The organism is Larkinella harenae (assembly GCF_054780515.1).
The window spans coordinates 1,349,999-1,375,712 of record NZ_BAAGWE010000002.1; the positions used below are offsets into that span (position 1 = coordinate 1,349,999).

The 25,714-nt window shown below is 50.5% G+C and carries 20 protein-coding genes; 9 read left to right on the forward strand and 11 right to left on the reverse strand.

Features of this window, described 5'->3' with window-relative positions; all coding sequences use genetic code 11:
• Positions 1 to 3: 3 nt before the first annotated feature.
• The 8 genes from ACYVH9_RS16590 to ACYVH9_RS16625 form a co-directional block, all read right to left on the reverse strand.
• Complete coding sequence (locus ACYVH9_RS16590; RefSeq protein WP_460637486.1) at positions 4 to 645, reverse strand: OmpH/Skp family outer membrane protein; 642 nt, start codon at positions 643 to 645, stop codon at positions 4 to 6.
• A gap of 116 nt (positions 646 to 761) precedes the next feature.
• Positions 762 to 3,401 (reverse strand): outer membrane protein assembly factor BamA, encoded by a 2,640-nt coding sequence (bamA, locus tag ACYVH9_RS16595; protein ID WP_460637487.1) that lies wholly within the window; start codon positions 3,399 to 3,401, stop codon positions 762 to 764.
• Positions 3,402 to 3,404: 3 nt separating this feature from the next.
• Positions 3,405 to 4,145 carry an isoprenyl transferase gene (locus ACYVH9_RS16600; RefSeq protein WP_460637488.1) on the reverse strand — a complete coding sequence of 247 codons (741 nt, stop codon included), beginning with the start codon at positions 4,143 to 4,145 and terminating at the stop codon, positions 3,405 to 3,407.
• Between the two features lie 265 nt (positions 4,146 to 4,410).
• Entirely contained in the window at positions 4,411 to 5,160 is a 750-nt protein-coding gene (locus ACYVH9_RS16605; RefSeq protein ID WP_460637489.1) for a LytR/AlgR family response regulator transcription factor, read from the reverse strand.
• Between the two features lie 521 nt (positions 5,161 to 5,681).
• The gene (locus ACYVH9_RS16610; protein ID WP_460637490.1) at positions 5,682 to 6,449 is read right to left on the reverse strand and encodes a LytR/AlgR family response regulator transcription factor; all 768 of its coding nucleotides are present in this window, start codon (positions 6,447 to 6,449) and stop codon (positions 5,682 to 5,684) included.
• Between the two features lie 11 nt (positions 6,450 to 6,460).
• Positions 6,461 to 7,642 (reverse strand): sensor histidine kinase, encoded by a 1,182-nt coding sequence (locus tag ACYVH9_RS16615; RefSeq protein ID WP_460637491.1) that lies wholly within the window; start codon positions 7,640 to 7,642, stop codon positions 6,461 to 6,463.
• A 23-nt stretch (positions 7,643 to 7,665) separates the two neighbouring features.
• Entirely contained in the window at positions 7,666 to 8,310 is a 645-nt protein-coding gene (locus tag ACYVH9_RS16620) for a hypothetical protein (protein WP_460637492.1), read from the reverse strand.
• Positions 8,311 to 8,374: 64 nt separating this feature from the next.
• The gene (locus tag ACYVH9_RS16625) at positions 8,375 to 10,543 is read right to left on the reverse strand and encodes a TonB-dependent receptor (RefSeq protein ID WP_460637493.1); all 2,169 of its coding nucleotides are present in this window, start codon (positions 10,541 to 10,543) and stop codon (positions 8,375 to 8,377) included.
• A 649-nt stretch (positions 10,544 to 11,192) separates the two neighbouring features.
• Between ACYVH9_RS16625 and ACYVH9_RS16630 the strand changes: the two genes are divergently transcribed.
• The gene (locus ACYVH9_RS16630; protein ID WP_460637494.1) at positions 11,193 to 14,642 is read left to right on the forward strand and encodes a SusC/RagA family TonB-linked outer membrane protein; all 3,450 of its coding nucleotides are present in this window, start codon (positions 11,193 to 11,195) and stop codon (positions 14,640 to 14,642) included.
• An 18-nt stretch (positions 14,643 to 14,660) separates the two neighbouring features.
• The gene (locus ACYVH9_RS16635) at positions 14,661 to 16,223 is read left to right on the forward strand and encodes a SusD/RagB family nutrient-binding outer membrane lipoprotein (RefSeq protein ID WP_460637495.1); all 1,563 of its coding nucleotides are present in this window, start codon (positions 14,661 to 14,663) and stop codon (positions 16,221 to 16,223) included.
• 326 nt (positions 16,224 to 16,549) lie between these two features.
• Here ACYVH9_RS16635 and ACYVH9_RS16640 read toward each other — a convergent pair whose 3' ends face one another.
• Positions 16,550 to 17,152, reverse strand: coding sequence for a 3-keto-disaccharide hydrolase (locus ACYVH9_RS16640; RefSeq protein WP_460637496.1), 603 nt, complete (start codon positions 17,150 to 17,152; stop codon positions 16,550 to 16,552).
• A 182-nt stretch (positions 17,153 to 17,334) separates the two neighbouring features.
• On the opposite strand from ACYVH9_RS16640, the gene ACYVH9_RS16645 reads away from it, so the two are divergent.
• From ACYVH9_RS16645 to ACYVH9_RS16655, 3 genes are all read left to right on the forward strand, one after another.
• Positions 17,335 to 18,321, forward strand: a complete 987-nt coding sequence (locus ACYVH9_RS16645; protein WP_460637497.1) for a fasciclin domain-containing protein — start codon at positions 17,335 to 17,337, stop codon at positions 18,319 to 18,321.
• Positions 18,322 to 18,329: 8 nt separating this feature from the next.
• The gene (locus tag ACYVH9_RS16650) at positions 18,330 to 19,388 is read left to right on the forward strand and encodes an MBL fold metallo-hydrolase (protein ID WP_460637498.1); all 1,059 of its coding nucleotides are present in this window, start codon (positions 18,330 to 18,332) and stop codon (positions 19,386 to 19,388) included.
• A gap of 146 nt (positions 19,389 to 19,534) precedes the next feature.
• Complete coding sequence (locus ACYVH9_RS16655; protein ID WP_460637499.1) at positions 19,535 to 20,398, forward strand: FKBP-type peptidyl-prolyl cis-trans isomerase; 864 nt, start codon at positions 19,535 to 19,537, stop codon at positions 20,396 to 20,398.
• Positions 20,399 to 20,441: 43 nt separating this feature from the next.
• Here ACYVH9_RS16655 and ACYVH9_RS16660 read toward each other — a convergent pair whose 3' ends face one another.
• A complete protein-coding gene (locus ACYVH9_RS16660; RefSeq protein WP_460637500.1) occupies positions 20,442 to 21,254 on the reverse strand; it encodes a class I SAM-dependent methyltransferase in 813 nt (270 codons plus the stop codon).
• Positions 21,255 to 21,393: 139 nt separating this feature from the next.
• Here ACYVH9_RS16660 and ACYVH9_RS16665 point away from each other — a divergent pair, with 139 nt between their 5' ends.
• Positions 21,394 to 21,528: a hypothetical protein gene (locus ACYVH9_RS16665; RefSeq protein WP_460637501.1), complete on the forward strand. Its 135-nt coding sequence runs from the start codon at positions 21,394 to 21,396 to the stop codon at positions 21,526 to 21,528.
• A gap of 79 nt (positions 21,529 to 21,607) precedes the next feature.
• Positions 21,608 to 21,934: a thioredoxin gene (gene trxA, locus ACYVH9_RS16670; RefSeq protein WP_460637502.1), complete on the forward strand. Its 327-nt coding sequence runs from the start codon at positions 21,608 to 21,610 to the stop codon at positions 21,932 to 21,934.
• On the opposite strand, the gene ACYVH9_RS16675 is transcribed toward trxA, so the two are convergent.
• Positions 21,931 to 22,791 (reverse strand): DMT family transporter, encoded by an 861-nt coding sequence (locus tag ACYVH9_RS16675; protein ID WP_460637503.1) that lies wholly within the window; start codon positions 22,789 to 22,791, stop codon positions 21,931 to 21,933. The genes trxA and ACYVH9_RS16675 overlap by 4 nt on opposite strands.
• Before the next feature lie 92 nt (positions 22,792 to 22,883).
• Between ACYVH9_RS16675 and ACYVH9_RS16680 the strand changes: the two genes are divergently transcribed.
• Positions 22,884 to 24,308 (forward strand): glycoside hydrolase family 30 protein, encoded by a 1,425-nt coding sequence (locus tag ACYVH9_RS16680; protein WP_460637504.1) that lies wholly within the window; start codon positions 22,884 to 22,886, stop codon positions 24,306 to 24,308.
• A 144-nt stretch (positions 24,309 to 24,452) separates the two neighbouring features.
• Positions 24,453 to 25,709, forward strand: coding sequence for an asparagine synthetase B (locus ACYVH9_RS16685; protein ID WP_460637505.1), 1,257 nt, complete (start codon positions 24,453 to 24,455; stop codon positions 25,707 to 25,709).
• Positions 25,710 to 25,714: the final 5 nt, after the last annotated feature.

A 25,714-nucleotide genomic window follows, 5' to 3' on the forward strand; every position in this document is an offset into this window, starting at 1 on the left:
TTGTTATTTTGGTTGTTTTGTCGGTTTACTTGTATTTGATTTAGAATTATTCGCAGGGTTTAATTCTTTATCGGTCGGTGTGGCAGTAGAAGGGTCAGTGGACGTAACGTTTTTAGCTTTCTGATCGATCGTCAATCCCAGCTCCTCCATAACATAATCGGTATAATCGTGCCGCGGATTGGTAAACAAGAGCACAACGCCCTCGCTGGCTTTGTCCAGTATCATATCCAATCGTTTCTGGCTGGCTACTTTATCAATGGCCCGCATGACCGTTTCCGTCACGGGTTTCATCAACTCCTTCTTTTTCTGAAACAAAAAGCCTTCGTAGCCAAAAACCTTGTTATTGTACTCACGGGCCTCACGCTCTTTATCACTAATGATCCGCAACCGCTCGCGTTTCATGTCCTCGGTCAACAGGATTTCTTCGGCCTGATAGGTTTTTTGCAACTTATCAATCTCCGTGTATTTATCCTGAATGTCCTTCGACCACTTTTCGGCAAACTTGTCGATCTCCGTCAGCGCCTTCTGGTATTCGGGCATTTTGCTGGTGATAAACTCCGAGTCAACATACCCCAGTTTTTGCGCCTTTACTGATCCAGTGACTAAAAAGGAGAGCAAAGTTACAAAAATTAGTCCTTTTCTCATGACATTTTTTGAAACAAAACCGGAACGATTCCGCATTACTCTATTCTGCGTGAATCAATTACAGTCAGATGGTTCCTTGTTATGTATCTACAAATAACGTTGAAGGAAACGATTTCTTATCTGATCTGCTGCCCAATGGTAAAGTGGAACTGACCACCCGGTCCTGTACGAGTTGTAGAGCCCGGCATTGAGTCGAAACCGTATCCGTAGTCAATCCCGATCAAACCAAAGGCCGGCATGAAGATCCGCGCTCCTACCCCGGCGGCCCGCTTCAGGTCAAATGGATTGTAGCTCTTGAAGCTTCCCCAGTTGTTTCCGGCTTCCAGAAATGTGAGAACAAAAATGGTTGCCGACGGGTTCAGCGATACCGGATACCGTAGTTCCATCACGTATTTGCTGAAGGCCAAACCGCCCCGTGAACGCTCGATTGGAGTTGGCGAAATACCGTTCAGACCCGTGTAGACATCCCGGTCGTTGTAACCCCGCAAACCAATGATATCCTGCGCGAGTGCAAACTGCCCTGTACCGGCCAGACCGGAACCACCCAATACAAACCGTTCAAACGGGCTGAACTCCGTCCGGGAATTGTACCGGCCCAGGAAACCCATGTGCGCGCGGGCATTCAACACCAGCTTGCCCGTTACGGTTGCAAACCAACTGGCATCGAACATCCATTTGTGGTACTCGACCCACTTGTAGCGATCGCGGATATCGACATTGGTACTTGCGGTTCTGTCCGAGAAAATCGAATACGGCGGAGTTAGGGACGCTTGCAGGGAGATCGAGGCCCCTCCGCGCGGGAACTGCGGGTTGTCGATGCTGTTTCGGGCCAGCGTGGTATTGAACGTGATGCTGTTCGACGTTCCGTTATTCAAGCCAATTCCGAAAATATCGTAGTTGTTCAACTCGTATCGCTGATAGGTTAACGAATTGCTCAACTGGAAGAAGTCATCCGGGAAACGCAACCGGCGTCCCAAGCCTACCGATAACATCGTGTTACCATACGAGCCCAGGAAGTTCCGTCCAAAAGCGCCCGGATTGGTATAAATCTGGCTGTAATCCGAAACCCGGAAGATGGTACGCGACAAGCTAACAGAAAGTGCATTCGGTTTCCGACCACCCAGCCAGGGTTCGGTAAATGTTAACGAATACGTCTGGAATTGCCGTCCGTTGGCCTGAAACCGCAACGCGAGTTTCTGCCCGTCACCCGCTGGCAACGGCCGCCATGCTTTCATATTGGTAATGTTACGGGCCGAGAAGTTGTTGAACACCAGACCCAGCGTACCAACAAACCCGACGTAACCACCCCAACCACCAGATAATTCAATCTGGTCACTGGGCTTTTCTTCAACGGTATATTCAATATCCACGGTTCCGTCCGGTTGCGGAACGGGATTAATGCCAATTTTTTCCGGGTCAAAGTAGCCGAGGGTTGCCAATTCGCGCTGGGTCCGGATGATGTCCGTTTTGCTGAATTTCTGCCCCGGCAGGGTCCGGATTTCCCGCAACACCACGTGGTCGCTGGTTTTGGTATTTCCGTTCAGAATGATCCGATTGATGGTAGCCTGCTTGCCTTCAAAAATCCGGAATTCCAGATCCAACGAATCCCCGTCAACGCTTTTAATGACGTCTTCAGCGTTGAAATAAAGATACCCTTTGTCCATATAAGCCGAACTCAGGTCACCACCGGGAATACCGTTCTTCTGTTTTTCGATGGCTTCTTTGCTGTACACATCGCCTTTCTTAAGACCGAGTACCTGCGTCAATTGCTCATCGGTATACAGGTAGTTGCCTTCCCAGGTAATGTTACGGATGTAGTATTTCTGGCCTTCATCGATATCCATGATGATGTTCACCGTTCGGCCATCGTGGGCATATACCGAGTCGAAGGTGATGGCTGCATCGCGGTAGCCCTCCTTGTTGTAATAGTCAATAACTTTTTGCTTGTCTTCCTCAAATTTCTTCGGAATAAACTTGGAAGGTGTAAACAAACGACCAAAGCGCATTTGCTTGGTTCCTTTCATTTTCAGCCGAAGCTTCGACTCATCGACCAGCTCGCGGCCCCGAATCTCAATATTGTTGATTTTGACCTTACTGCCTTTATCAATAGACACCCGCATGGTGGCCTGGTTGCGGGTACTATCGGTCGGCACCGAAATGATTTTGACTTTGGTGTTCAGATAGCCCTTCTCAACGAAATATTTTTTAACGCTGAGCTGCGTATTCTTGATCAATGTGTTCGAGATCAGCCGACCCAGGTTCAGTTTGACCTTGTCCTTGAGCGCATCCTGTTCCGATTTACGAATCCCCACAAACGTTACCTTATACAAACGCGGCTGCTCCTTGATCAAAACGTTCAGCGTAATCTGATCCCCTTCGACCTTCGTCGCCATAATCTCGACATCTTCGAGCAATCCCTGCGCCATGAGCCGTTTGATGGCTCCGTTGATACTTTCACCCGGAATCCGAACTTTATCCCCGACTTTCAATCCCGTCAATGAGAGCAGGGAGTTGGGATCAAGGTATTTGTTACCGGTTACGGTTAACCCGGCAATTTCGTATTCTTTCGGATCGGCGTAGTTCAAATCAAAAGCAGAAGATGAACTGGGAGTCGGGGTGGTCGTAATGCGCCCCCCTCCAAATCCTGGCCGAACCTGCGCCTGGCCCGATAGCGCGACGAGCAGCATCAGCGAACTGACACCCGCCAGAATCAATTTACTATTGAGGGATACCAAGTTGGTAAGAGTTAATTTCATACGTCACTTTACGAGTTGTTCGCTAATCTTGCCAAAACGTCGTTCACGATTCTGATAGGTCAGAATGGCTTCCCATAAATGAGGTTTACGGAAATCAGGCCACAACACGTCATTCATAATATATAGTTCTGCGTAAGCCAACTGCCAGAGCATAAAATTGCTGATGCGGTGGTCTCCGCCCGTCCGGATCATCAGATCGACCTCATCAACTCCCTGAGTCGCCAGCGCATTGGAAAACACCTCTTCATCAATTTGGTCGGGCTTCAGGCTCCCTTCCTGAACCTGCCGGGCCAGTTTTTTAGTGGCCTCCATAATATCCCATTTTCCGCTATAGCTCAAGGCCAGAATTAGCTGCAAACCAGTGTTATTTTCGGTCAACCGCATCGCTTCCATAAGCTCCGCCCGGCAGTCTTTGGGCAATGTTTCGGTGCTCCCGATGGTCGACAGCCGAACGTTATTGTCCATCAACGTGGGCACTTCGGCCCGGATCGTGTGCACCAGCAAATGCATCAGGGCGTCGATCTCCAGTTTAGGGCGGCTCCAGTTTTCTGTTGAAAATGTATACAGTGTCAGGTATTTCACGCCCAATTCTGCACATCCTTCGGTTACTTCCCTGACCGCTTTAATTGCATTTCGGTGGCCGAATACCCGCGCAGCTCCCTGCTTTTTGGCCCAGCGTCCGTTTCCGTCCATAATAACGGCCACATGTCGGGGCAGATTGCTCAGGTCAATGAGTTCTTTCATTCAGCCGGATTCGTTTTAACAAACTTTAACAAAAAGACGGCCCGACAAGGTGGGCCGTTCAAAATCAGGCTGCAAGTTACTAAAAAGCGTAGGGATTTAAAAGGAGTGGAACGTGAAGGCATGAAGGAAAGATTATATTTTTAATCTTTCCGCTACGCACACAACAGGCACTTAATTTTGCACCAAACGAGGGAGTTGTAAGGGACTATTCAACTCACTTTTTTTGATTTTATTCAAAATGCTGAAACGGTTTTTGCCGTCGTCATTATTCGCCTTCTTTTTTGCCGAGCAGACTCAGAAACCCTTGAAACCGTTCCCGATAGGCCGCTCCCAGTGGAAGTTCGTGGGGTCCCACTGAAATGCTTCGGTACGAATACCCCGTAACTTTAGAAAGATTGACGATGTATGATTTGTGGATTCGTAGAAACTGTTGACTGGGTAACACCTGCTCCAGCCGGGAAATTGTGTCGTTCACAACCTCCATTTTCCCCGCTCCGTTTATTTTACAATAAATGCCATAGGCCTGTATGTAGTCGATATGATCGTGATCGAAACGCTGGAAGGTATGGCCTTTTTTAAGAAAAAGAAAAGGATGCTCTTCCGGAATACTGGCGGAAGCATGGACGGTCAGCGCTCGGTTTACAGCGCGGATAAAGCGCAGAAAGGTAAAGGGTTTGAGCAAGTAATCAGCTACGCCTGCCTCAAAACCATCAACGGCCAGATCGGCACTGGTTGACGAAACGATCACCGGTACATCTTTTGCCAATGACCGCAGGTGTTCTAATTCATACTGGGGAGTAAGGGAAACATCCAGCCAGATCATACTGTACGGCTTGCTGCGGGACAATTCCCGCGCTTCTTCCAACGAACCACATGCATCGGAAGGTAAGAAAAAAGGTAACTGATTAAGGAACTCTGTCAAATAGTTACCAGCAATCGCTACATTTCCAACAACAAGACATTGACGTTGTTTGCTCAATCCGCCCTTCATCGGACTGTTGTACAAAGGATCCATACAACTAAAAATTTATGGCAATCAGATAACTCACGTAATGAAAGAAATCAAACACAGTATGGCCGATGGGTACAATCGATTGCTTCACTAATCACATCTCTTCACCACTGCCATAACCTACCAATCGGTAAGATATGAATACATGTGCTATTGACGCCTTATTTTTCCTGTTATTAAAATAATATTTCCATTTCGTGATAGCGGCTAGCCTTCAAGCTATTGCTATTTGAAGAAATAACATAAATATGATACTTTTAGCATAGCAAGTATTATTAGCACCACATTACATTAGTTTATACAATCAAATATAGATAAACAATGGATACAAAAATGAAATACTGAGCTTAGTCTATTATACGGTCTCTCAGTCAGCTTGCTGGAATCCCAAGTCACTCAATCCAGGCTGACTGACCGTAAATAGTTATAATACAATCTGAGGCTGTTGTGAATGCACCGTGGGTAGGCAAAAAAGGCGTCCGACTTCGCCCTGACCAGCGAATTCGGCAATCAAACAGCGGTAATTATAACTCCAGCAAACTTTTCAGGTTATCGTGGTAACTGCTACCCGTAGTCAGGTGTGTCGCTTTTTTGTTGCGCATGATGATGACGTACCTCCCATTAAAATGCCGCTGAATCTCCTGGATATGACGCGTGTTAAGCAACACCGAGCGGCTAATTCGAAGAAAGGAATCCGGCAACTTTTCTTCCAGAGCTGTGATCGTGTAAGTCGTTAAAAATTGCTGACCATCCAGGGTGTGCAGCAAAACGTATTTTTCCTCGGCTTCAAAATACGCAATACTGGCCAGCGGAATCAGCAAAATCCGGTCGCCGGTTTTGACCGAAATGGAATGCAGCTCTTTTTTGGGCTTCAGTAGTTCCAGCACATGCCGCAAATCTGGTCCCGAACCGGATTTGGTTGAACGTGATTTCCGAATGCGCTCAACGGTTTTTTCCAGCCGCTCCGGTTCGATGGGTTTCAGCAGGTAATCGATGGAGTTTTCTTCAAACGCACGAACGGCGTAATCGTCATAGGCTGTGGCAAAAACCACAATGGGCAGGTAGGGTAGCTTCGCCAGCATTTCAAACCCGTTCAGCCCCGGCATTTCGATGTCGAGAAAGATCAGATCAGGTTGCAAGGCTTCAACGGCTTTAAGCCCTTCTAGGCCGTTGACGGCTTCGCCCACAATCTCAAAGGTATCTTCGTACCGAATCAGCAGGCGCCGGAGCCGATTGATCGCCAGCGGCTCATCGTCTACCAGTAAGGTCCGAAGCGGAAATGAAGTTGTCATGCTTCCAGTTTTTAATTAGCCAATCCACCTGCGTTTGATTGCTGCTTTTCGGCTGGCAACGACGGATGGCCCGTTTCCGAACCAATCGTGAGTCGCTCTTTTTTAATCTGAACGACCACTTCCTTCAGCGGTTTGTTTTCAACCAGCAGTCTGGCATCGTTGGCGTACAGGAGCTTCAGCTTATCCTGAATACTTTGCAGGCCATAACCCGCCACCAGCTCTTCCGGAAAAACCGGTCCGTTATCGTGGATCCGGCAGGTCAGCCAGCCTTTTTCTTCCGTAATCCGGAGCAGAATTGCGCCCGGACCAGCGACCTTCGAAATACCGTGCTTGATGGCATTCTCGACCAGCGGTTGCAGCAAAAACTGCGGAATCTGAATTTCATTCAACGACGGATCGGTCAGGTCAATGCGGTAGCTTAACCGGTCGCCGAAACGCACCTGCTCCACGTCCAGGTACGTCCGTACCATTTCCAGCTCATCGCCAACGGTATTGAAGTAGCGGTTTTTCATCCCGGTTGTATACCGAAACAGCTTCGACAACAACAGCACCATTTGTTCGGCCCGGTCGGGTTCATCGTGCACCAGGCTGGCAATAGAATTCAGCGAATTATACAAAAAATGGGGGTTGATCTTGGCTTGCAGCGCTTCCAGTTCGGCCCGGGTTTTCTGCTGTTCGAGGTGGAGCAACTGGTACTCCTGCTCGGTAATTTTCCGGGTGTAGGTGCGCGCCCGTTGCTGGAAGTAGAAAAACAGATTTCCCACGATGATGGGCCCCAGAAGGTAAAACGCCGACGTGTTATTGCCACTGTTCTGGATAAGCGTAACCTGGAATCCATCAAAATATTGCAGTATAATTCCTCGCCAGATCAACGCATTAACTACCCCGACCGTGCTCATAAAAATCAGCGTCAGGACCAGGTGCTGCACCCAGATCGATGGGAAGCGATGCGCCACCAGACCAAACAGCGAACAAATGACCAACACCAAGACTGCACTGATCAGATTACTGATGCAAATCATGATGGTGATGCCGATGTACTCTCCGGTTGGATTGACCAATTCCAGCGTGAAATAAATAATCCCACTCAGCCCATAAACCATCATCGCGCAAACCGCAATCGAAATCATCCAGTCGCGCAAGCTGTTTTGCACAAATAATTTTCTGGTTTTCAGACCTTCAAAAGAATTCATTGAAGTTTATGGCTTGGGATCCTTTACTGGCCACACTGAGCCAGCAAGTACTGATTGGTGTCCATTCCCCAGCTAGGATGAATGGACGATGCAGGTTTGAAGGTAGCAAATTTTTCGGCGGCTTGTTTCAAGAAGGGCAAAGCCACGGTTTTTCCACCCCCCACTTGTTCGGGTGTATAAAACAGGGATTGCCCCTTTAAAAAATAAATTCGGGGATTTTCGGGATTTTTCTGTTTGGCCTTGTCCAGGTTTGCCTGGAAAATGGCTCCGTACTCCTGCCAGCGGTTATCGGGATCGACCGCCAGCCGGGCCGAGGCTAACGCAGCCGCCAATACCATCAATTCGTCGTTATCAGCCTGTTGGCTGGCAATTCGCTTGTAGAATTCTTCCGCCTTGTCCAATACCGCATCTTGTTTGACGGGGTCGTTTTCCTTGATCGATAACAGCATGTTGGTATAAGCCGCCCAGTAAGCCGGTAGCCATTCGGTGGCTTCGGCGTTGGCGATCCGCTCCAACTTACCGGCGGCTTGCTGCAATTCCGGCATTGGCGTCAGGTATTTCACGTTGGCAATAGCGCTTTCCATGGCTTTGATGTACTTCTCATTCTGGGCGTACGCGTGGGTAAAAACCGATAGCGCAAAGACGACTAAAAAGGTTACTTTTTTCATGGCTAAATTGTCTATAGAGTTGACACGGGCAGCCTCCGCCCTACTTCCGGCGGTCTGCGAATACTTAATTTTGGTTAGTAATCAATTCGGGATCAATGGCTTTTCGGGTCAGGTTAAGCACCACGCCAAAGAAGAAAAACCGGTAAAACGGCGGCACAATCGCAAACTTCTGCCTTCCATCGGGCGTGTAACGGTATCCGTAACTATTTTTCGTTCCCAGAATATTTTCCGCCGACGCGAAGAGAACCAGAAATTTGCGGGGTAGTATTTTAATGTAACTCATGTTCATACTCAGACTGCTGTATGCACGGGTTCGATCACCCAGAAACCGGTCACCGCCCGGATTGTAGTAAGGCCGTCCGCTGGCCAGCGAATACGTAGCCCCAGTATTGATGCCCAGCGCCGGGAAGTATTTTTTGAAAATGAGATTCAGCGTGTGGGTAGCCGCAAAGGTCGGCATGGCTTCGATCGGGTAATTCCGGAAAAGCCTTTTAGTATCCAGCAACGAGTAAGAGACCCAGTAATCGACGTTTTTCAAGGTTTTCCGGTCGCGCCAGAACACATCAAACCCCTGCGCATAGCCAAACCCACTGTTGTCGGTCCGGCCGGTTGGAAAGCGGTATATGTTCGGATCGTAAAAACCGCTGGTGTGTTCCCGTACCAGGCTCCGGTAATCCTTGTAGAAGGTCTCGATACGGAACGTCCGGTTGTTATGAACACGCTGGTAATTCAGAATAACGTGATTGGCCTGTTCAAAACCCAGATTCGGGTTGGTCAATACATAAACCTGCTCCGGAGTCTGGTAAAACTGACCAGCCGCCAGCGCAATCTGCCCGTAGGCATCGGTTTTGTAGGCCATCGACAGACGTGGAGACACGTTACCCCGCCCCAATACCGACGTCTGCTCCCCGCGCAGCCCCGCCCGAACGGCCAGCTTGCGGGTAAAAAACACTTCTGTCTCCACAAAAACCGCAGAATACCAGTCGGCCAGCGAACCGCCCCAACTCCCATACCGGTTGGTGTAGGTATACCGGTGAAGTTCCGCGCCGGTCAGCAACGAAACCTTATCAGTCAGCGAACGGGTCAATACCACACGTCCCTGCATTCGCTGCTCCTGCGTCCGGGCCTGCACGGTGTCGATGCCCAGCCGATCCCGGTTGTAGTTGTAATTAACGCCAGCCTGCAAGCTCCAGCGTCCCTCGTCCCAGGTAGTCTGAAACGTCGTCATCGAAAACGCATTATGGTTCCGAACCGTGAACGGCGATGCCCGAAAGTCGCCGGTAAAGTTGCGGAACTCAATCCCCTGGTAGGCCATCGACACATCCGTGTAGTGTTTGAGCAGACTGTGCTTTCCAATGGGTTGCGTCAGAATGATTGACGTACCGCCCGCTTCCGGAGCATGAATCCACTTGATGTTCTGTCTTAGAAGGCTAAAAAGTGGATTGAGGTTGGTGTAGTTTAGCGAGAATGTAATCCGTTCTTTTTTGAAAGCCGACAGATTGACTCCGGCGGCATGAAACCCGACGCTGACCCCATCATTATCTTCGGCCCGGTCTTTCGTATTAAGCGTCAGCACCGACGACAGCGCCTGGCCGTACTGCGCGGAGTAGCCACCGGTACTGAAAGCCGTTCCCTTAAACAAAAACGGCGAAAACCGGCTGCGCTGGGCCACATCTGGTCCTCCGCTCGTAAACGGATTCTGCACCGCCATTCCATCGATCAGGGTGCGGGTTTCAGAAGCGGCCCCGCCCCGCACAAACAACCCGGTCTGGTCGCCAACCCGCTGAGCCCCGGGCAACAGCTGCATCACCGCCGGAATATCAGCTCCCCCGCTGGCCGTTGTGACAATATCCAGTGGTTTCAAAATCGTCTGGCGTTTCTCATCGCTGGCTTCAAAGGCCCCTGCCGTAATGACAACGGTATTGAGCACCGTGGCCGACTCCTGTAGTTTGGCCGTAAAGCGAACCGTTGGCGCCCCTAGCGTGATTTTTTGGACGAATGGTTCGTAGCCAATAAAACTGACGGCAATGGTAGCCGTATCCCGCTGATCGGTCTGGAAGCTGAACGCTCCGGTGGAATCGGTAATTACGCCATCGTATGAGCCCTTGATGAAGACATTGGCTCCGGGTAGCCCTCCTCCCCGGCGGTCGGTAATTTTGCCGACCAGCGTAGTTTGCGCCCAGGCCGACACCGGCAAGAGCAAAGCGCAGCAGAACAATAGATGACGTATCATGGGGAATTGCTTCGAACACACGTTCAAAGCTATCCACTTGGTGACCGGGGAAAGAGCCGTTTCCGACAAACGACAATTTTGCCGGAATAAACCGGGGTGATTGCCCGATGATTGAAACGGTTTTAGTCTTTCGGAACGTCAAAAGCCACTGTCTTTTCCACCAACTCCTTACCCAGCCATAGGTTATTTTAGGTTTCTAAAAAAATTCCAAAAAAAATTTCACTGAAAAGAGTATCGACTACCTGTTCCTGCATCTTTACCCCAAATCCGCAATACTATATAGTTTTCCACACTTTTCGAAGCGTACGGTTTTCAAGTTTACGGTGTTTTGCTGACGAATGTCGCCGGTGCGATGGGCCGACAGACGGCAACAAAACAGAAGTAGCCAATCCTAGCAGCTGTCGCACCCGCTATTCGGCTAAACTGTAAATCAACCAGCCAACGAAAATTAACTAACCAACCTAACGAACTCATTTGTGAAAAAACTATGGAAGCCTATGACAACGCTCATGACGGACGACGCCACCAAGCCAATAATGCTGCAATCGTAACGGTTCATTGATCCCTTTAACCCGTTTGCTTTCTTCGCTACATCCTTTCAGGGATGGATTGGGAATCATTATGCCGATCTTAACCGACAAACCATATTATGTCAAAAAACCTACAATTTCATCATGCTTTGCAGACTCTGATGCGCCTGGTGCTTTGTCAAATCCTGCTAGCCATCTCTATTAACGCTTCTGCGCATGTCCGGGACACGCGCGGCCCGAAAGTACTTGAACAAAAGGTTACGCTCCAGATTGCCAATGCTGATGTTGAAAAGGTACTGGATAAACTGGAGAACATGACGAAAGTCAAATTCATGTACAATCCACAGATTTTCAGTACGCAGAAATCCAACTTTAAATTTCAGGAAGAAGCGTTGTCCGAAATTCTGGACAAAGTGCTGACTCCGCACAAAGTCACGTACGAAGTTGTTCAGAACCGGATTATTCTGAAACGGATTCCGTTGCAACCCGAAACCGTTCCGGCACCTGCTTCCACCAAAGAAGCTCCTAAACGGAACGTCACGGGAAAGGTAACCGACGAAACTGGTTCTGGAATGCCTGGTGTCAGTGTCCTGGTTAAAGGGACGCAGCGCGGAACATCTTCAGACGCCGAGGGTAATTTCCGGCTGGACATTCCGGATCAGGGCATTGAGTCGGCGGTACTCATTTTCAGTTTCGTCGGTTACCTATCGCAGGAAGTGACCGTAGGCAATCAGTCCACAATTTCCATCCAGATGGCCCCCGAAGCCAAATCGCTGAACGAAGTGGTGGTCACAGCCCTTGGTATTGCCCGGGAGAAAAAAGCGCTGGCGTACTCGGTTTCGGAAGTAAAAGGAACGGAGTTCACGCAGGCCCGGGAAACCAACGTGGCCAACGCTCTGACCGGTAAAATTGCCGGGGTCAATGCAACGGGTATGGCTACGGGTCCTGGTGGATCGAGCCGCGTAATCATTCGCGGAAACGGTTCGCTGAACGGCAACAACCAGCCGCTGTATGTGATCAACGGGATGCCGATGGACAACAGCATTCCCGGCGGGGGCACGGCCGCCGACGGGAACGGGATGAACGTTGACCGCGGTGACGGGATTGGCGGTATCAACCCCGACGATATCGAATCCATCAGCGTTTTGAAAGGTGGGCCGGCTGCGGCCCTTTACGGTGCCCGCGCTTCCAACGGGGTTATTTTGATTACTACAAAAAAAGGTCGGGGCCAGAAAGGCATCGGGGTTGAAATCAACAGCAACACCACGTTCGAAAACATTGCCGTGATTCCGAACTGGCAATACGAATACGGTCAGGGCGTAGACGGTAAAAAACCGACGACTTTAACCGAAGCCAAAAGCACAGGTCGGCTTTCGTACGGTGCCCGCATGGACGGCCAGCCCACCATTCAGGTTGATGGCCAGCTGCACCCGTACTCGCCCCAGAAAGACAATCTGAAGAACTTTTACCGGACCGGAACCAACTACATCAACTCGGTTGCGTTTACGGGCGGGAATGAATCCGTGAACTTCCGGTTGGGCTTGAACAATACCGCGTCTAACAGCATTGTTCCGAATTCGTCGTTTGCCCGGCGCATTGCCAACCTGAACCTGAACGCATTTCTGGGCAAAAAACTGAGCATCGAAACCGTATTTCAGTACAACCAGGAAGAAGGCAAAAACCGCCCGAAAGTTGGGTATGCCGATATGAACCCGCACTGGGCAACGTATCTGGTGGCCAACGTGGTGGATATCCGCAGCCTGTCGCCGGGTTACGATCCTGTAACGGGCAAAGAGATGGAGTGGAACCCGGTTCCGGCAGCTCCAAACCCGTATTTTGTCGTCAACAAATTCAAAAACGACGATAGCAAACACCGGTTTTTGAGCCAGGGAAGCATCCGGTACGACATTCTGGACAACCTGTACATCAAAGGAAGCGTGAGCCAGGATTACTACAGCTTCCAGTCGGAATACGTACAACCGACCAACAACGCTTACCAGCCATTGGGTACGTACGACGCCCGCAAGGTGACGTCCTCCGAAACCAACGGCATGCTGACGCTGAACTACAACACGAACTTCCTGAACGACAACCTGAGTTTTTCAGCGCTGCTGGGGGGCAATATACAGCGTTCCATCTACGATCAGACGGTCATTGCCGGAAGCGAATTCACGGTGCCGTATTTTTACAGCTACACCAACCTGGCAACCTCCACCACAACGCCAACCTATATGAAGAGCGCCATCAACTCGGTGTTTGGCTCGGTGGATTTTGGGTACAAAAACGTAGCGTACCTCACCCTCTCGGGCCGTCAGGACTGGTTCTCGGTGCTGAATCCGAAGAGCAACAGCATTTTCTATCCATCCATCGGTGGATCGCTGATTCTGTCGGATGCTTTCCGGCTGCCCAAAGCCATCAGTTTTGCCAAACTGCGGGCTTCGTGGGCGCAGGTAGGGGGTGCTACGGTCAACGCGTACCAGATTTATCAGTATTATTCGATGCAGCAGGGTGGTCACAACGGTCGGCCGGTGCAGGTGCTGTCTTCGTCGCAGGTTCCTAACCCGGATCTGAAACCGTTGACGTCTACCACATCGGAGGTCGGTATCGAAGGTAAATTTCTGAATAACCGGTTAGGTATTGACCTGACATTCTACGACCGGAGAACCACGGACGATATCGTAACCACCAATATTGCGGTTTCATCGGGGTATACATCGGCCCTGCTGAACGTGGGAGAGCTGAGCAACAAAGGAATTGAGTTGCTGCTCACCGGAACGCCCGTGACCAACGGTAATTTCAGCTGGGATGTAAGCTACAATATGGCCTACAACCAAAGCAAAATTGAGCGCCTGGCTGAAGGGTTGACGGGTATCGACATCGGCTCCGGTGTAGGTGGCGGTCTGGTTCGGAACGTACTCGGACGGCCTTACGGAACGGTTTGGGGATACCGCAAAAAAACCGATGCCGCCGGCAACGTCGTTTACAACACCGCCAGCGGCTATGCCGTGCGGGGCGACCTGGAAGAAATCGGCCAGGGAACTCCTCCGCTAACGATGGGGATTACCAACAACTTCCGGTACAAAAACTTCTCCCTGAACGTGCTGCTCGATGGCAAATTTGGTAGCATCGTTTACTCGAACCTCTATCAGTACGCCTACCGGTTCGGTCTGCCGCAGGAAACGCTGCCGGGTCGGGAAACCGGGGTAACGGTAACGGGGGTAACGCCGGAAGGCAATCCCTTCACCAAAACCTGGGCGAAACAAGATGTCGATACTTACTACGACAACGATAAAAATTACACGGCCATGTTCATGTTCAACAACGATTTCGTGAAACTGCGTCAGGTGGTGCTGAGCTACAACCTACCCGTCAGCAAGGTGGCGTTCCTGAAACTACAGGGAGCTTCGATTTCACTGGTTGCTCGTAACCTGGCCATTCTTTACAAAGACAAAAAGAACCAGTATTTCGATCCGGAGTCGGGCTACACTAGCACCAACGCACAGGGCTTAGAGGCTTTTGGGGTACCGCGGACCCGCAGCCTTGGCGTGAACTTAATGGTGAAATTCTAATCTACTAACTTTCTCACGATGAAGCGTCTGATTCAAAAAATACTCTGTGCGGCACCGTTGTTTCTGCTCCTGTCGTCCTGCGACAAAGGGTTTGAAGAAATGAACGTCGATCCGAACAAATACTCCGAGGTTGTTCCCGAATACCTGTTTACCCGGGCACTGCTCGACGGTGTCAGCACCAACTTTACAGGAGCAGCTTACCTGACCATTGGTCAATCAATGCAGCATTTTGCTACCTACAAGGAAGTTCCGGCCGCTGGCGACAAATACTTTAACTTCAGTTATTCAACCGGTAACTGGAACGCTTACGCCGGTACCGGCGCGGGGCAGGGAGCGGTTATTTCGACGCGCCAGGTAATTGAAAAGGTGTCGATGAACCCCAACGATGTCAACAAACTGTCGGCAGCCCGCATCTGGAAAGCGTATATTTTTCACCGGCTGACTGATCTCTACGGCGATATTCCGTATTTCGACGCGGGGAAAGCGCTGGCCGATAAAAACTACGGCCCAAAGTACGATACACAACAAGCCATCTACGCCGATTTGCTGAAAGAGCTGGACGAGTCGATTCTGGCTTTCGATGCGACCAAACCCACCTTCGGTGCGGCTGATCTGATGTACGGTGGCGATGTTACCAAATGGAAGAAGTTCGCTTACTCGCTGATGCTCCGGCTGGGCATGCGTCTGACGCAGGTTGAGCCCGCCCTGTCGAAAACCTGGGTGGAGAAAGCCATTGCCGGGGGCGTTATTCTGGACGATGCCGACCGGGCCGTGATCAACTACGTAGATGGATCTCAGGTTGCCAGCCGGAATTTTATCGCCAACGGTTTGCTGAGTACCGACTATATTACCCCCGGTGGTGATAATGTAGAAGGCGGAAAACTAGCCAAAACTCTCATCGATCACCTGAAGACGACGAAAGACCCACGTTTGAACGTTATTTCCATTGTCTGGACGACCACCGATGGCAGAACGTTTACCGCCGACACCACAACCGCTCTGCAAAGCGGAATGCCCAACGCGGCTTATAACAGCTTGCCTGCTAACTTCAATTCGTTTTCGGAACCCAATCCAAGCACGTTACTGCGCTACAGCGCTCCGGTGATTGTCATGGGCAATGCCGAAATGAACCTGTTGCTGGCCGAAGCCGCTGTGCGTGGCTGGGCCAGCGGAACCACCGCTCCAACGGCTTATTCCAACGCGGTGAAAGCCGGTATGCGGCAATGGTCGCTGTTCGGAACGGGTGGAGTTATTTCCGAAGCAAAAATAAATGCGTATCTTGCGGCTAATCCGTATAAAGCTACCGGAACCGTTGCTCAACAAATGGAGCAGATTCATACTCAAAAATGGGTATCTTTGTTCCTGGAAGACGAATACGAGATCTTCGCCAACTGGCGTCGGACGGGTTATCCTGTTTTAACCCCAACCAACTACCCCGGAAATCTCACGGGCGGCAAAATTCCTACCCGTTTTGTGATTCCGGATTCGGAAGAAACCTACAACCGAACGAATTTTATCGAAGCCCGAACTCGTCAGGGCGGCACCAATACGCTTTCCAGCGTTGTGTGGTGGGATAAATAAAGCATTAAAAATATACCGGTGTGTTCCGGGGACAATTGAATTGCGGAAAAGCACTGGGGTATCCCTGGTGCTTTTTTTGTTTTATGACTACATTATCATTAGATAATACAGAAATAAGTTAATACAAACCAAACAAGGTCTGGAAAAGCCCCCTCCCGTATCCAGAATGCCCAGTTGATAGCTTCTGCTCCTTTGCAACGCCTGCTGCATCGCCTGTCGCTTGACAGCTAAGATCCAGCCAGTGGAATCGCGATAGACTGAATGGAAGACAAAAAAATAGGGACGGCATAAACCGTCCCTATCAATAACAAGGAATGTCGACTTACTTACAGCGTCTTCAACTCCAGGTTTTTCCAGCGGACCTTGATGCCTCCTCCGTCGTGGATTTGCAGCGCCACTCCACCTTCACCTTTACCAATTTTTTCGTCTTTCAGATCAACCATTGCCTGGCCGTTGAGCCACGTTTGAACCCGGTCTCCTTCGGCCCGAATACGCAATTTATTCCACTCGCCGGGTTTTAAAATGGTTTCTTTTTCGTCCGGAATCTGAACCAGCCAGCCCCGTCCATAGGACTCATAAATACCGCCGGTGTCGTGGTTTGGCGGAGCAACTTCCACCTGCCAGCCACTTACTTTGGTTCCTTCTACCGTTGAGCGAATAAAAACCCCACTGTTTCCGTTGGCCTCCTGCTTAAACTCTACCGACAGGTCAAAATTTTTGTAAAACTTGTCTGTTGCCAGATAACCGTATCCTTTATCCGGGCCACTTTCACAAATCAGTTCCCCGTTTTCGACGTACCATTTCTCAGTACCGTAAATTTTCCAGCCCGTCAGATCTTTTCCGTTGAAGAGACGAACCTTCTTTGTAGGAGCCATAAAGCCAAGGGTCACCGCAGCCAGCAGAACCAATACCAGCAATTTTTGTTTCATGGAATTAGTAATCAAATAAGTTTAACAAAGGATTTGATAGTTTTGCAAAAGGTGTAACCAGTCCTTCCATTCAATAAACGTTGGATCGGATTCGTTTTTGCCAGTACTGGCATAAAGATAACAAGCCAGACCGTCAGTCCGACCGCAAAACGCACTTAATCTTCAATAATTGATAGCTTTACATGAAAAAAATGTTCTTTTCCGCATTCCGATCCCGTACGCTGACGTTAGCGGTTTTGGCCCTGTTTTCGGTGTTCACAACCAGCTGCGGCAACGAGGACGAAAGCGGCCCCGCCCAGCCCAAAACAATAGCCGACTATATCGTTGAAAACGACGATTTTACCATCCTGGAAGCAGCTATTCGCCAGGCGGGTCAGCTCGATGCCTTCAAAAATCCGAACCTGACATTTTTTGCCCCCAATGATGCAGCCTTTCGGGCATCCGGTTTTGCAGACGCTTCGGCGCTGGCCACACTTACCAAAGAGCAGCTAACGGCGATTTTACAATACCACGTTCTGAAAGCGGCAGTGAAGGTGTCGGGCTTTCCAACTGAAAACAACAGAGCGGTTCAGACCTCCCTGACTATCAATAACCAACCGGCGGTTGTATACATCTCAAATAATCAAACTCGCCTGACTGTCAATGGCACTCCCGTATCGACCCCCGATATACAAGTTGCCAACGGTATTATTCACATCATCGACCGTATTCTGTTGCCGCCCCCCTTGGGTACGGGTGGCGGAACGCTGGTCGGCGTGGTAGCCACTGACACCAGTTTGTCATTGCTGGGTACGGCCGCCCTACGGGTAGCCGCCGTGAACCCGACGCTGGCTGGTGTGCTGACCGGTACCGATCCCTACACGGCTTTTGCCCCTACGAATAATGCATTCCGGGCGCTGAAACTCAGTACCCCCGATACAATTAATAAAGTACCAGCCACTACGTTGGCCACATTGCTGGCCAACCACGTTGTAGCCGGACGCCTTTACAGCAGTGACCTGAAATCCGGCGTTGTGACGGCCTACGGGACCGGAAAACTGACGGTAAATGCCGACAGCACCGTGATGACGGTAAAAAGCAACGGTATTGCTACACCCGCCAGAATTGTTCAGGCCAACCTGACTGCCACCAACGGCGTTGTCCACAAGATCGATAAAGTACTGCTATAACCAAGCGTATGCTCCCTAAAATTCTGCTGGGTGTGCTGATCGTTGCCGTCACCGTTCTGGTCGTTTTGCTGGCAATCGGTTATTTTATTTCTGCTCCCGGCTACCAAGGCCCGGTTTCCGACCATTTCGATGGCAAGCAGTTTCATAACTACAATGGCGCGAAAGCCAAAGGATTCGGCGATGTTCTGCGGTGGATGCTTTTTGATCAGAACAAAAAACCGTGGGGAGCTTTTCATCCCCTCCCGCCGGGTCCTCCCCCGCCCGCCCGCGTAACCAACTCACAGGTCCGCGTTACGTTTGTCAATCATTCAACGGTTTTGCTGCAGTTTGACAGCCTGAACGTAGTGACCGACCCGGTTTGGTACAACCGAACCAGTCCTTTTCAGTGGATTGGTCCGGAACGGCATCGCCCGCCCGGCATCCGGCTTGAGGATGTTCCTGCAATCGATATTTTACTGATCAGCCACAACCACTGGGACCACCTCGATATCAAAACCGTCCAGAAGATTTGCCAACGGGACCAGCCCAGGGTCTACTGCCCGCTGGGAGTCAAAGCCTTCCTGGAAGAACAGGGTTGCAAAAATGTGACGGAAATGGACTGGCACGGGTCGCTGGCTTACAACAACCAAACCACCATCCGCTGCGTACCCGCCCAGCACTTCTCGGGCCGGGGTATGTTCGACCGCGATGCCACGCTCTGGTGCGGTTTTATTGTAGAGAGTCAGGTTGCCGGTAAATTGTATTTTGTTGGGGATACGGGATACGGTTCTTTCTTCAAAAAAATCGGCGAACAATACGGGCCGATGCGGCTTTCCCTGGTTCCGGTTGGTGCTTTTCGCCCGACCTGGTTCATGTCGCCCATCCATTGCTCCCCCGAAGAAGCCGTTCGGATTCACGATGATATCCGTTCGCAACAAAGCGTTGCCATTCATTACGGCACCTTTCCGCTGGCCGACGATGGCGAAACCGAACCCATCGACGAACTCCACAAAATTTTCCAAAAACAACCGCAGCTAGCCGAGCGATTTTGGATAATACCGGAAGGCGAAGGTCGGATGGTGCCGTAAATTTTCCTGCCATTGCAACGCTTCGGTGAACCCGGGGGTCCATAGATACAGTTACTACTTTATCAATTCTTTTTATCGCAAGTATGAAGTCTAAAAAGCTAAGCCTCTTTAGTGCCTTGCTGCTGGTAGTTGGGTTAACCTCATGTATGAATAATTTCAACGATGAAGGCGCCGGCAAAGCAGAGGAAAACGTTCAACGCATCCGGAATTACCTCAACGCTAATCAACTACAGGACCTGGCAACTGCTTCGCCAACGGGATTGCATTCCATCATTACTCCAGCAAATTCGACGGCGAAACAAACCAAAATGGGCGAAGAACTGGAGTTTACCTACACCTTGTCGTACATCAACAGCATGGGTCAGCTTATTCTGCTGGATAGTACCAACAAGTCTAAACCGGCGTACCTTCCTTTCCTGCCCGGCATTGTTATCCTCGGTCTGGAAGAAGGCTTGTCTATGCTGAAAGAAGGCCAGAAAGGACGGTTTTTTATTCCGTCTAATATCGCTTTCGGAAGCGATAATCGTCAGGGCAAAATGGAACCTTACAGTCCCGCGGTGTTCGATGTGGAGATGAAACGTTCGCGGACGGAACTGCAACAAATGGATGATTACGCCAGCATCAAAAAATTGGGCAAACCCACGCTGACTGAATCCGCGATCTCGAATGATACCGCTAACGTGGTCCGGATTTATAAACTTTCCTCCGGAACCGGACCCGCAATTTCACTCGGACAAACCGTTACCGTTGCGTACATCGCCAACACGTTTCGGGGTAGTCAGCCATTCGATAAAGGAGACTCGTTATCCTTCCGGATCGGAAGCCGACAAGTAATCGACGGTTTTGATATGGGCATTAGAAAATTGAATGTCGGCGATAAAGCCATCCTGGTGTTTCCATCGACACTGGGCTATGGTACTCAGGGTTCGTTCGATCAGGCAAAAAGGGAATATATCGTACCCCCTTATACTCCTTTATCTTTTGAAGTGACCGTAAAATCCGCGAAATAGGCACTATGGAGCATTCCGGCGAACAAAACCGGAATGCTTTTTTTTAGTTCTGGGCCTTTTTACCTTCTACAGCCAGCAAGTATAATTGCATGGATTCGCCGGCTGTGGCAATCCACTCGTCGTATTCGTCAATCGCACGAAGCCGTTCTTCCTCCAACACATAACCGTCTTTTACCAGCTGCGGTCCACGAATTTCCGCTACTTCCGACCAGATTCGGCTGGTTACCGAAAACGCGGCTTCTTCTTTCCGGCTTAGTTCAAACTGCGGTTCTACCGTTACATCTTCCAGACCATGTTTCTCAAAAAGTGTTTTTAGATGATCGGCGATGGCGTTATCGAAACCAGCTTCCTGCCGCCATTTCAGAAATGCGCCGTAGAATTTTTTCATGCTTTCGGGTGGCTCGGGCTTCCATTCCACCTTTTCGTGGTTGTAGTCCAGCACGGCCAGCACTCCGCCCGGTTTTACCAGTTTCATCATCCGAACCAACGCTTCTTCCGGCCGGGCCAGCCACTGCAATACGCGGGCGCAGGTAACCACATCGAATTGCTCGGTGGTGTCAAACGTGTAAACATCTGCCTGCTCGAACGCCAGTTGCGGTAAGTCAACCGCCTGTTGTCGGGCCTCCTGAATCAGTTTCTCGCCAGGATCAATGCCCAGCACGCGCCCCTGTGAGCCGACCCGCTCAGCCATACCGCGGGTTATGGCTCCGGCCCCACAGCCCACATCCAGCACCGAACGCCCCGGCAGTAGGTACTTCAACAGATTACGGTTGCTCGTTTCGACCGTTCGGCGCGCCAGAATCGGATTGGCGACATTGGGCATGGCGGCCCGTTGGGTTGCGGTTTCATTTTTCATCGAACTGAAAATAAACATTCCTTCCCGTATTACACATACGACAACTTATAATACAAAATATTATTTGATTATTGCAAACACATTCCTTATCGTCAGCAGATACCATCCCTGATACGATCATGAAAAAGCTAATTATTTTATGCGTGGTTCTGGAAAAACCGATTCCAAAGCATCACGCGTGGTTGAAAAAATTGGCAGAAAATGGAAGATCATTCACGTCTGTGCCCTGACGAATCTCAATACGCTGGCGAATCAGGCCAGTATCAGCAAGTGATTCCGTCAGACGGACCAAACTTCCGGACGAATGCGGTTGTTATGGTAGTGCCGGTGTCTCTTTTGCCCGGCACCACCCCATGAGCAATACCAATGCAAATGCCCAGACCGAATCCTTCCACGATATTATTCGCGGAGACACCCCCGTACTGGTTGATTTTTATGCCGACTGGTGTGGCCCCTGTAAAGTGCTGGCTCCGACGCTGAAGCAACTCGCCGAACGCAAAGGCGACAAACTGCGCGTCATCAAAGTTGACGTTGACAAAAGCCGCTGGGCCTCCAGCACGTACCAGATTCAGAGTGTGCCGACCATGATTTTATTCCATAAAGGCAAAATCGTCTGGCGGCAATCGGGAGTGCTTTCGCTTCAGCAACTGGAATCGATGGTCAGGCAGGTAACGGGTTAGTTTTCCACGGAACGAGTGCGTCGGAACGTGACAGCAATGCCTGCCAGAATGACGATACCGCCCAGAACCATCTGAAATGTAATCTGTTCGTCGATCAGTAGCCAGGCCAGAAAACCGGTCACGATGGCCTGGCTCAATAAACTCAGTGCCACCCGCTGTGCTGCAATGGTGCGCAGGGCGTGGCTGACTGCAAACCAACCCAATAGCTGACAAAGCAGCGCCTGAAGAAGCAGCGAGCCCCAAACCTGCCTATCGAACCCCCACAACGGCTCCCCCAGCAGCAGACAAACGACGAGCAGGTACAGGCTCGAAACGGTCATGCTACACGTCATAAAGCTCAGAATTGACACCTTGCTCAACACCGTTTTGCTGACCACAATGTAACCGGCGTAAAAGAACCCCGATAATACGGCCAGGAAAAAACTTTTGTCGAACCGCATGGTTAGAACCGTATCGATACCCATTAGCAGCACCATGCCCACTAGTGCCAGGATGGCCCCCAGCCAGAAATAGACATTCGGTTTTTCGGACGAAAAAAGGAAAGCGCCCAAACCGACCCAGATGGGCGACAGATTGGTAAGCAGGCTGGCCTGCGTTGTCGATGAATACTGTATCGAGAGATTCCAGACCGCAATATCCGACGCAAAAAAAAGACCGCAGAGTGTGATCGGTTTCCAGTAGCGAAGTACGCTCCGGTTCCATTTTTTACGAATCAAAACATACGGCCAGATTAATACGGTTGCCAGGCTCATGCGATAAAAGGCATCACTAACACCAGATATAGGCGTAATTTTTACCAAAATCGGGAAAATGCTGATGCAAAGAATGCCAATAATAAGACTCAGGCGGGCCGACATTGACGTGTAGACTAATTGTCAGAAGAAGATCAAAGGTAACCAGCCGCTCCTGTTCTGCCAACGCCATAACCAACAAAACCACGCGAAGCTTCATGAAAACATTTTGTTCAAAAACCGTACTGAAGAGTTGTATCGTATTTATTTTGGGGATAACTCAAGTCGGCTGCCAACGGCAAACTACGAATCAGCAGGGTGACGTAACATTTTGGCTTATCGACCCGGACCGTTCGGTTTTGTTTCAAAAACAGGATACCACCCTCGCCTTCAGCGAAACGACCAGCCCCCACCCCATCATTGCTGTTGACGAAGCCCAGTCGTTCCAGACCATCGACGGTTTTGGTTACACACTGACGGGCGGCAGCGCCATGCTCATCAACCGGATGGACACGAACCAGCGAGCCGCCCTGCTGAAAGAGTTGTTTGCGACGGACGGCAACAGCATTGGTGTAAGCTACCTGCGGGTCAGTATTGGGGCTTCGGACCTCGACGACCGTGTTTTTTCCTACAATGATTTGCCCGAAGGCCAAACCGATCCGGAACTGAAGCAATTCAGTCTGAAACCCGACCGGGATCACTTGATTCCGGTTCTGAAACAGATTTTGGCCATTAATCCAACCATCCAGATTTTAGGCTCACCGTGGTCGCCCCCGACCTGGATGAAAACCAATGGCCAATCGAAAGGCGGCAGCCTGAAACCGGAATTTTACGACGCTTACGCCCGGTATTTCGTCAAATACATTCAGGAGATGAAAGCGGAAGGAATCCGGATTGATGCCATCACGATCCAGAACGAGCCCTTACATCCGGGCAACAATCCGAGCCTGCTGATGCAGGCCGAAGAACAGGCGGCCTTCATTAAAAAGAGCCTGGGACCCGCGTTTAAAACCGCCGGCATCGACACCAAAATTGTGCTGTACGATCACAACGCCGACCGGCCCGATTACCCCATCACGGTGTTGAATGATCCGGAAGCCCGTCAGTATGTTGATGGTTCGGCGTTTCATTTGTACGGGGGCGAAATTGAAGCGCTATCGGAGGTACACCAGGCGTACCCGGACAAAAATCTTTACTTCACGGAGCAGTGGATCGGCGCGCCCGGCAATTTGAAGGGCGATCTGAACTGGCACGTCAAAAACTTGATTATCGGCGCCACCCGCAACTGGGCCCGCACGGTTCTGGAATGGAACCTGGCCGCCGATCCGCAGCAAAAACCGCATACCGTCGGGGGCTGCGACCGCTGCCTGGGCGCACTTACCATCGATGGCAATACCGTTACGCGAAATCCGGCCTATTACATCATTGCCTGCGCTTCCAAAGCCGTGCGGCCCGGTTCCGTACGGATTGCTTCGAATGAAGTAGCTAACCTGCCTAACGTCGCTTTCCGAACATCGGATAACCGCCGGGTGCTGATTGTGCTGAACGAACGCAACCGTTTGCAATGGTTCTCGGTCCGGTCGCAGGATAAACTCATGACAACAAGTTTACCGGCGGGAGCAGTCGGAACGTATAGCTGGTGAGCCGTTAAGGTACGGTTTCGTTCAATAGGTTTCTTGCATAAATTCGCCGGACAGTGGCCGTTTTTGAACAAAGTTAAAGTAACTTAGGTAACTGAAATACAGTGAGTTTTTTGCGTTTTGATTGTACCTGGAAACTGTTCCGTTATGAAACGATATCTCACGCTGTTGCTGCTGGTGTTGTCGCTGGCCACCCGGGCTAACTCCATCCTGATTCCGATGGATGACCGCCAGAAAAACCATCTCAAATCGTACGGTATTGCCTATTTTGTTTTGAAAGCTGGGCTCGAACTGGACTGGCTGCTCAATTACCGGGGTGGCAGCTTTCTGATCAAACACAGTTCGATGGTGGAAACCGAATGCCGGGTACGCGGGATTTCGTTTGAGATCATTTCGGATTCCGACGCCAACACCATTCAGCAGCAAATTGCCGATCCGGATTTGAACATGGCGTCGGTCAAGCTAGTCACCGCAGCCAAAATTGTGGTCTACTCCCCGATCAAGGTCAGCCCGTCTGAGTTTGAAAACACCGACGCGGTTTTGCTCGTGCTGAAGTACGCCGAAATACCGTTTGAAGTGGTGTATGACGAAGAAATTCTGAAAGGCGACCTGGTAAAATACGATTGGCTTCACCTGCACCATGAAGATTTTACGGGTCAGTACGGACGCAATACCCGCCGGATGTCGACGGAAGACATCAAAGCTCAGGAAGACATTGCGCGGAAATTCAATTTTCCGAAAGTATCGCAGATGAAGCTGGCCGTTGCCAAAAAAATCCGGGATTTCTGCGCTGGGGGAGGTTATCTGTTCGCCATGTGTTCGGGGGCGGAGACCTTCGATATTGCCCTGGCAGCCGAAGGGGTTGATATTGTTGGCAGCACCTACGACGGCGACGGTGTTGACCCGAACGCCCAATCCAAACTCGATTTCAACAAAACCGTTGCCTTTCAAAACTTCACCCTGGAGCTCGACAACGGATACGGGGGCATGGCGTTTTCCGATATCAACAGTTCGGCGGGGCGCTTCGGCGGCTGGGATCAGCAGACGGGTTTTTTCAGTTTGTTCAACTTCTCGGCCAAATGGGATATGATTCCGGCGATGCTGGTCCAGAATCACGAATCGAATATCAAGGAATTTCACGGCCAGACAACGGCTTTCCGCAAAAATACCGTCAAGCCGAACGTCCTGGTGATGGGCACCAGCCCCTCTTCCGACCGCTACATTTACGGCGAATGCGGCATTGGCCAATGGACGTTTTACGGTGGCCACGACCCGGAAGGAACGCGGGGGGGCGGCTGGCGAATGGCCACCGACCTGAACCTGCATCCCAACTCACCCGGTTACCGGCTGATTCTGAATAACGTGCTGTTCCCGTCGGCTAAGAAGAAAAAACGCAAAACCTGATTGGC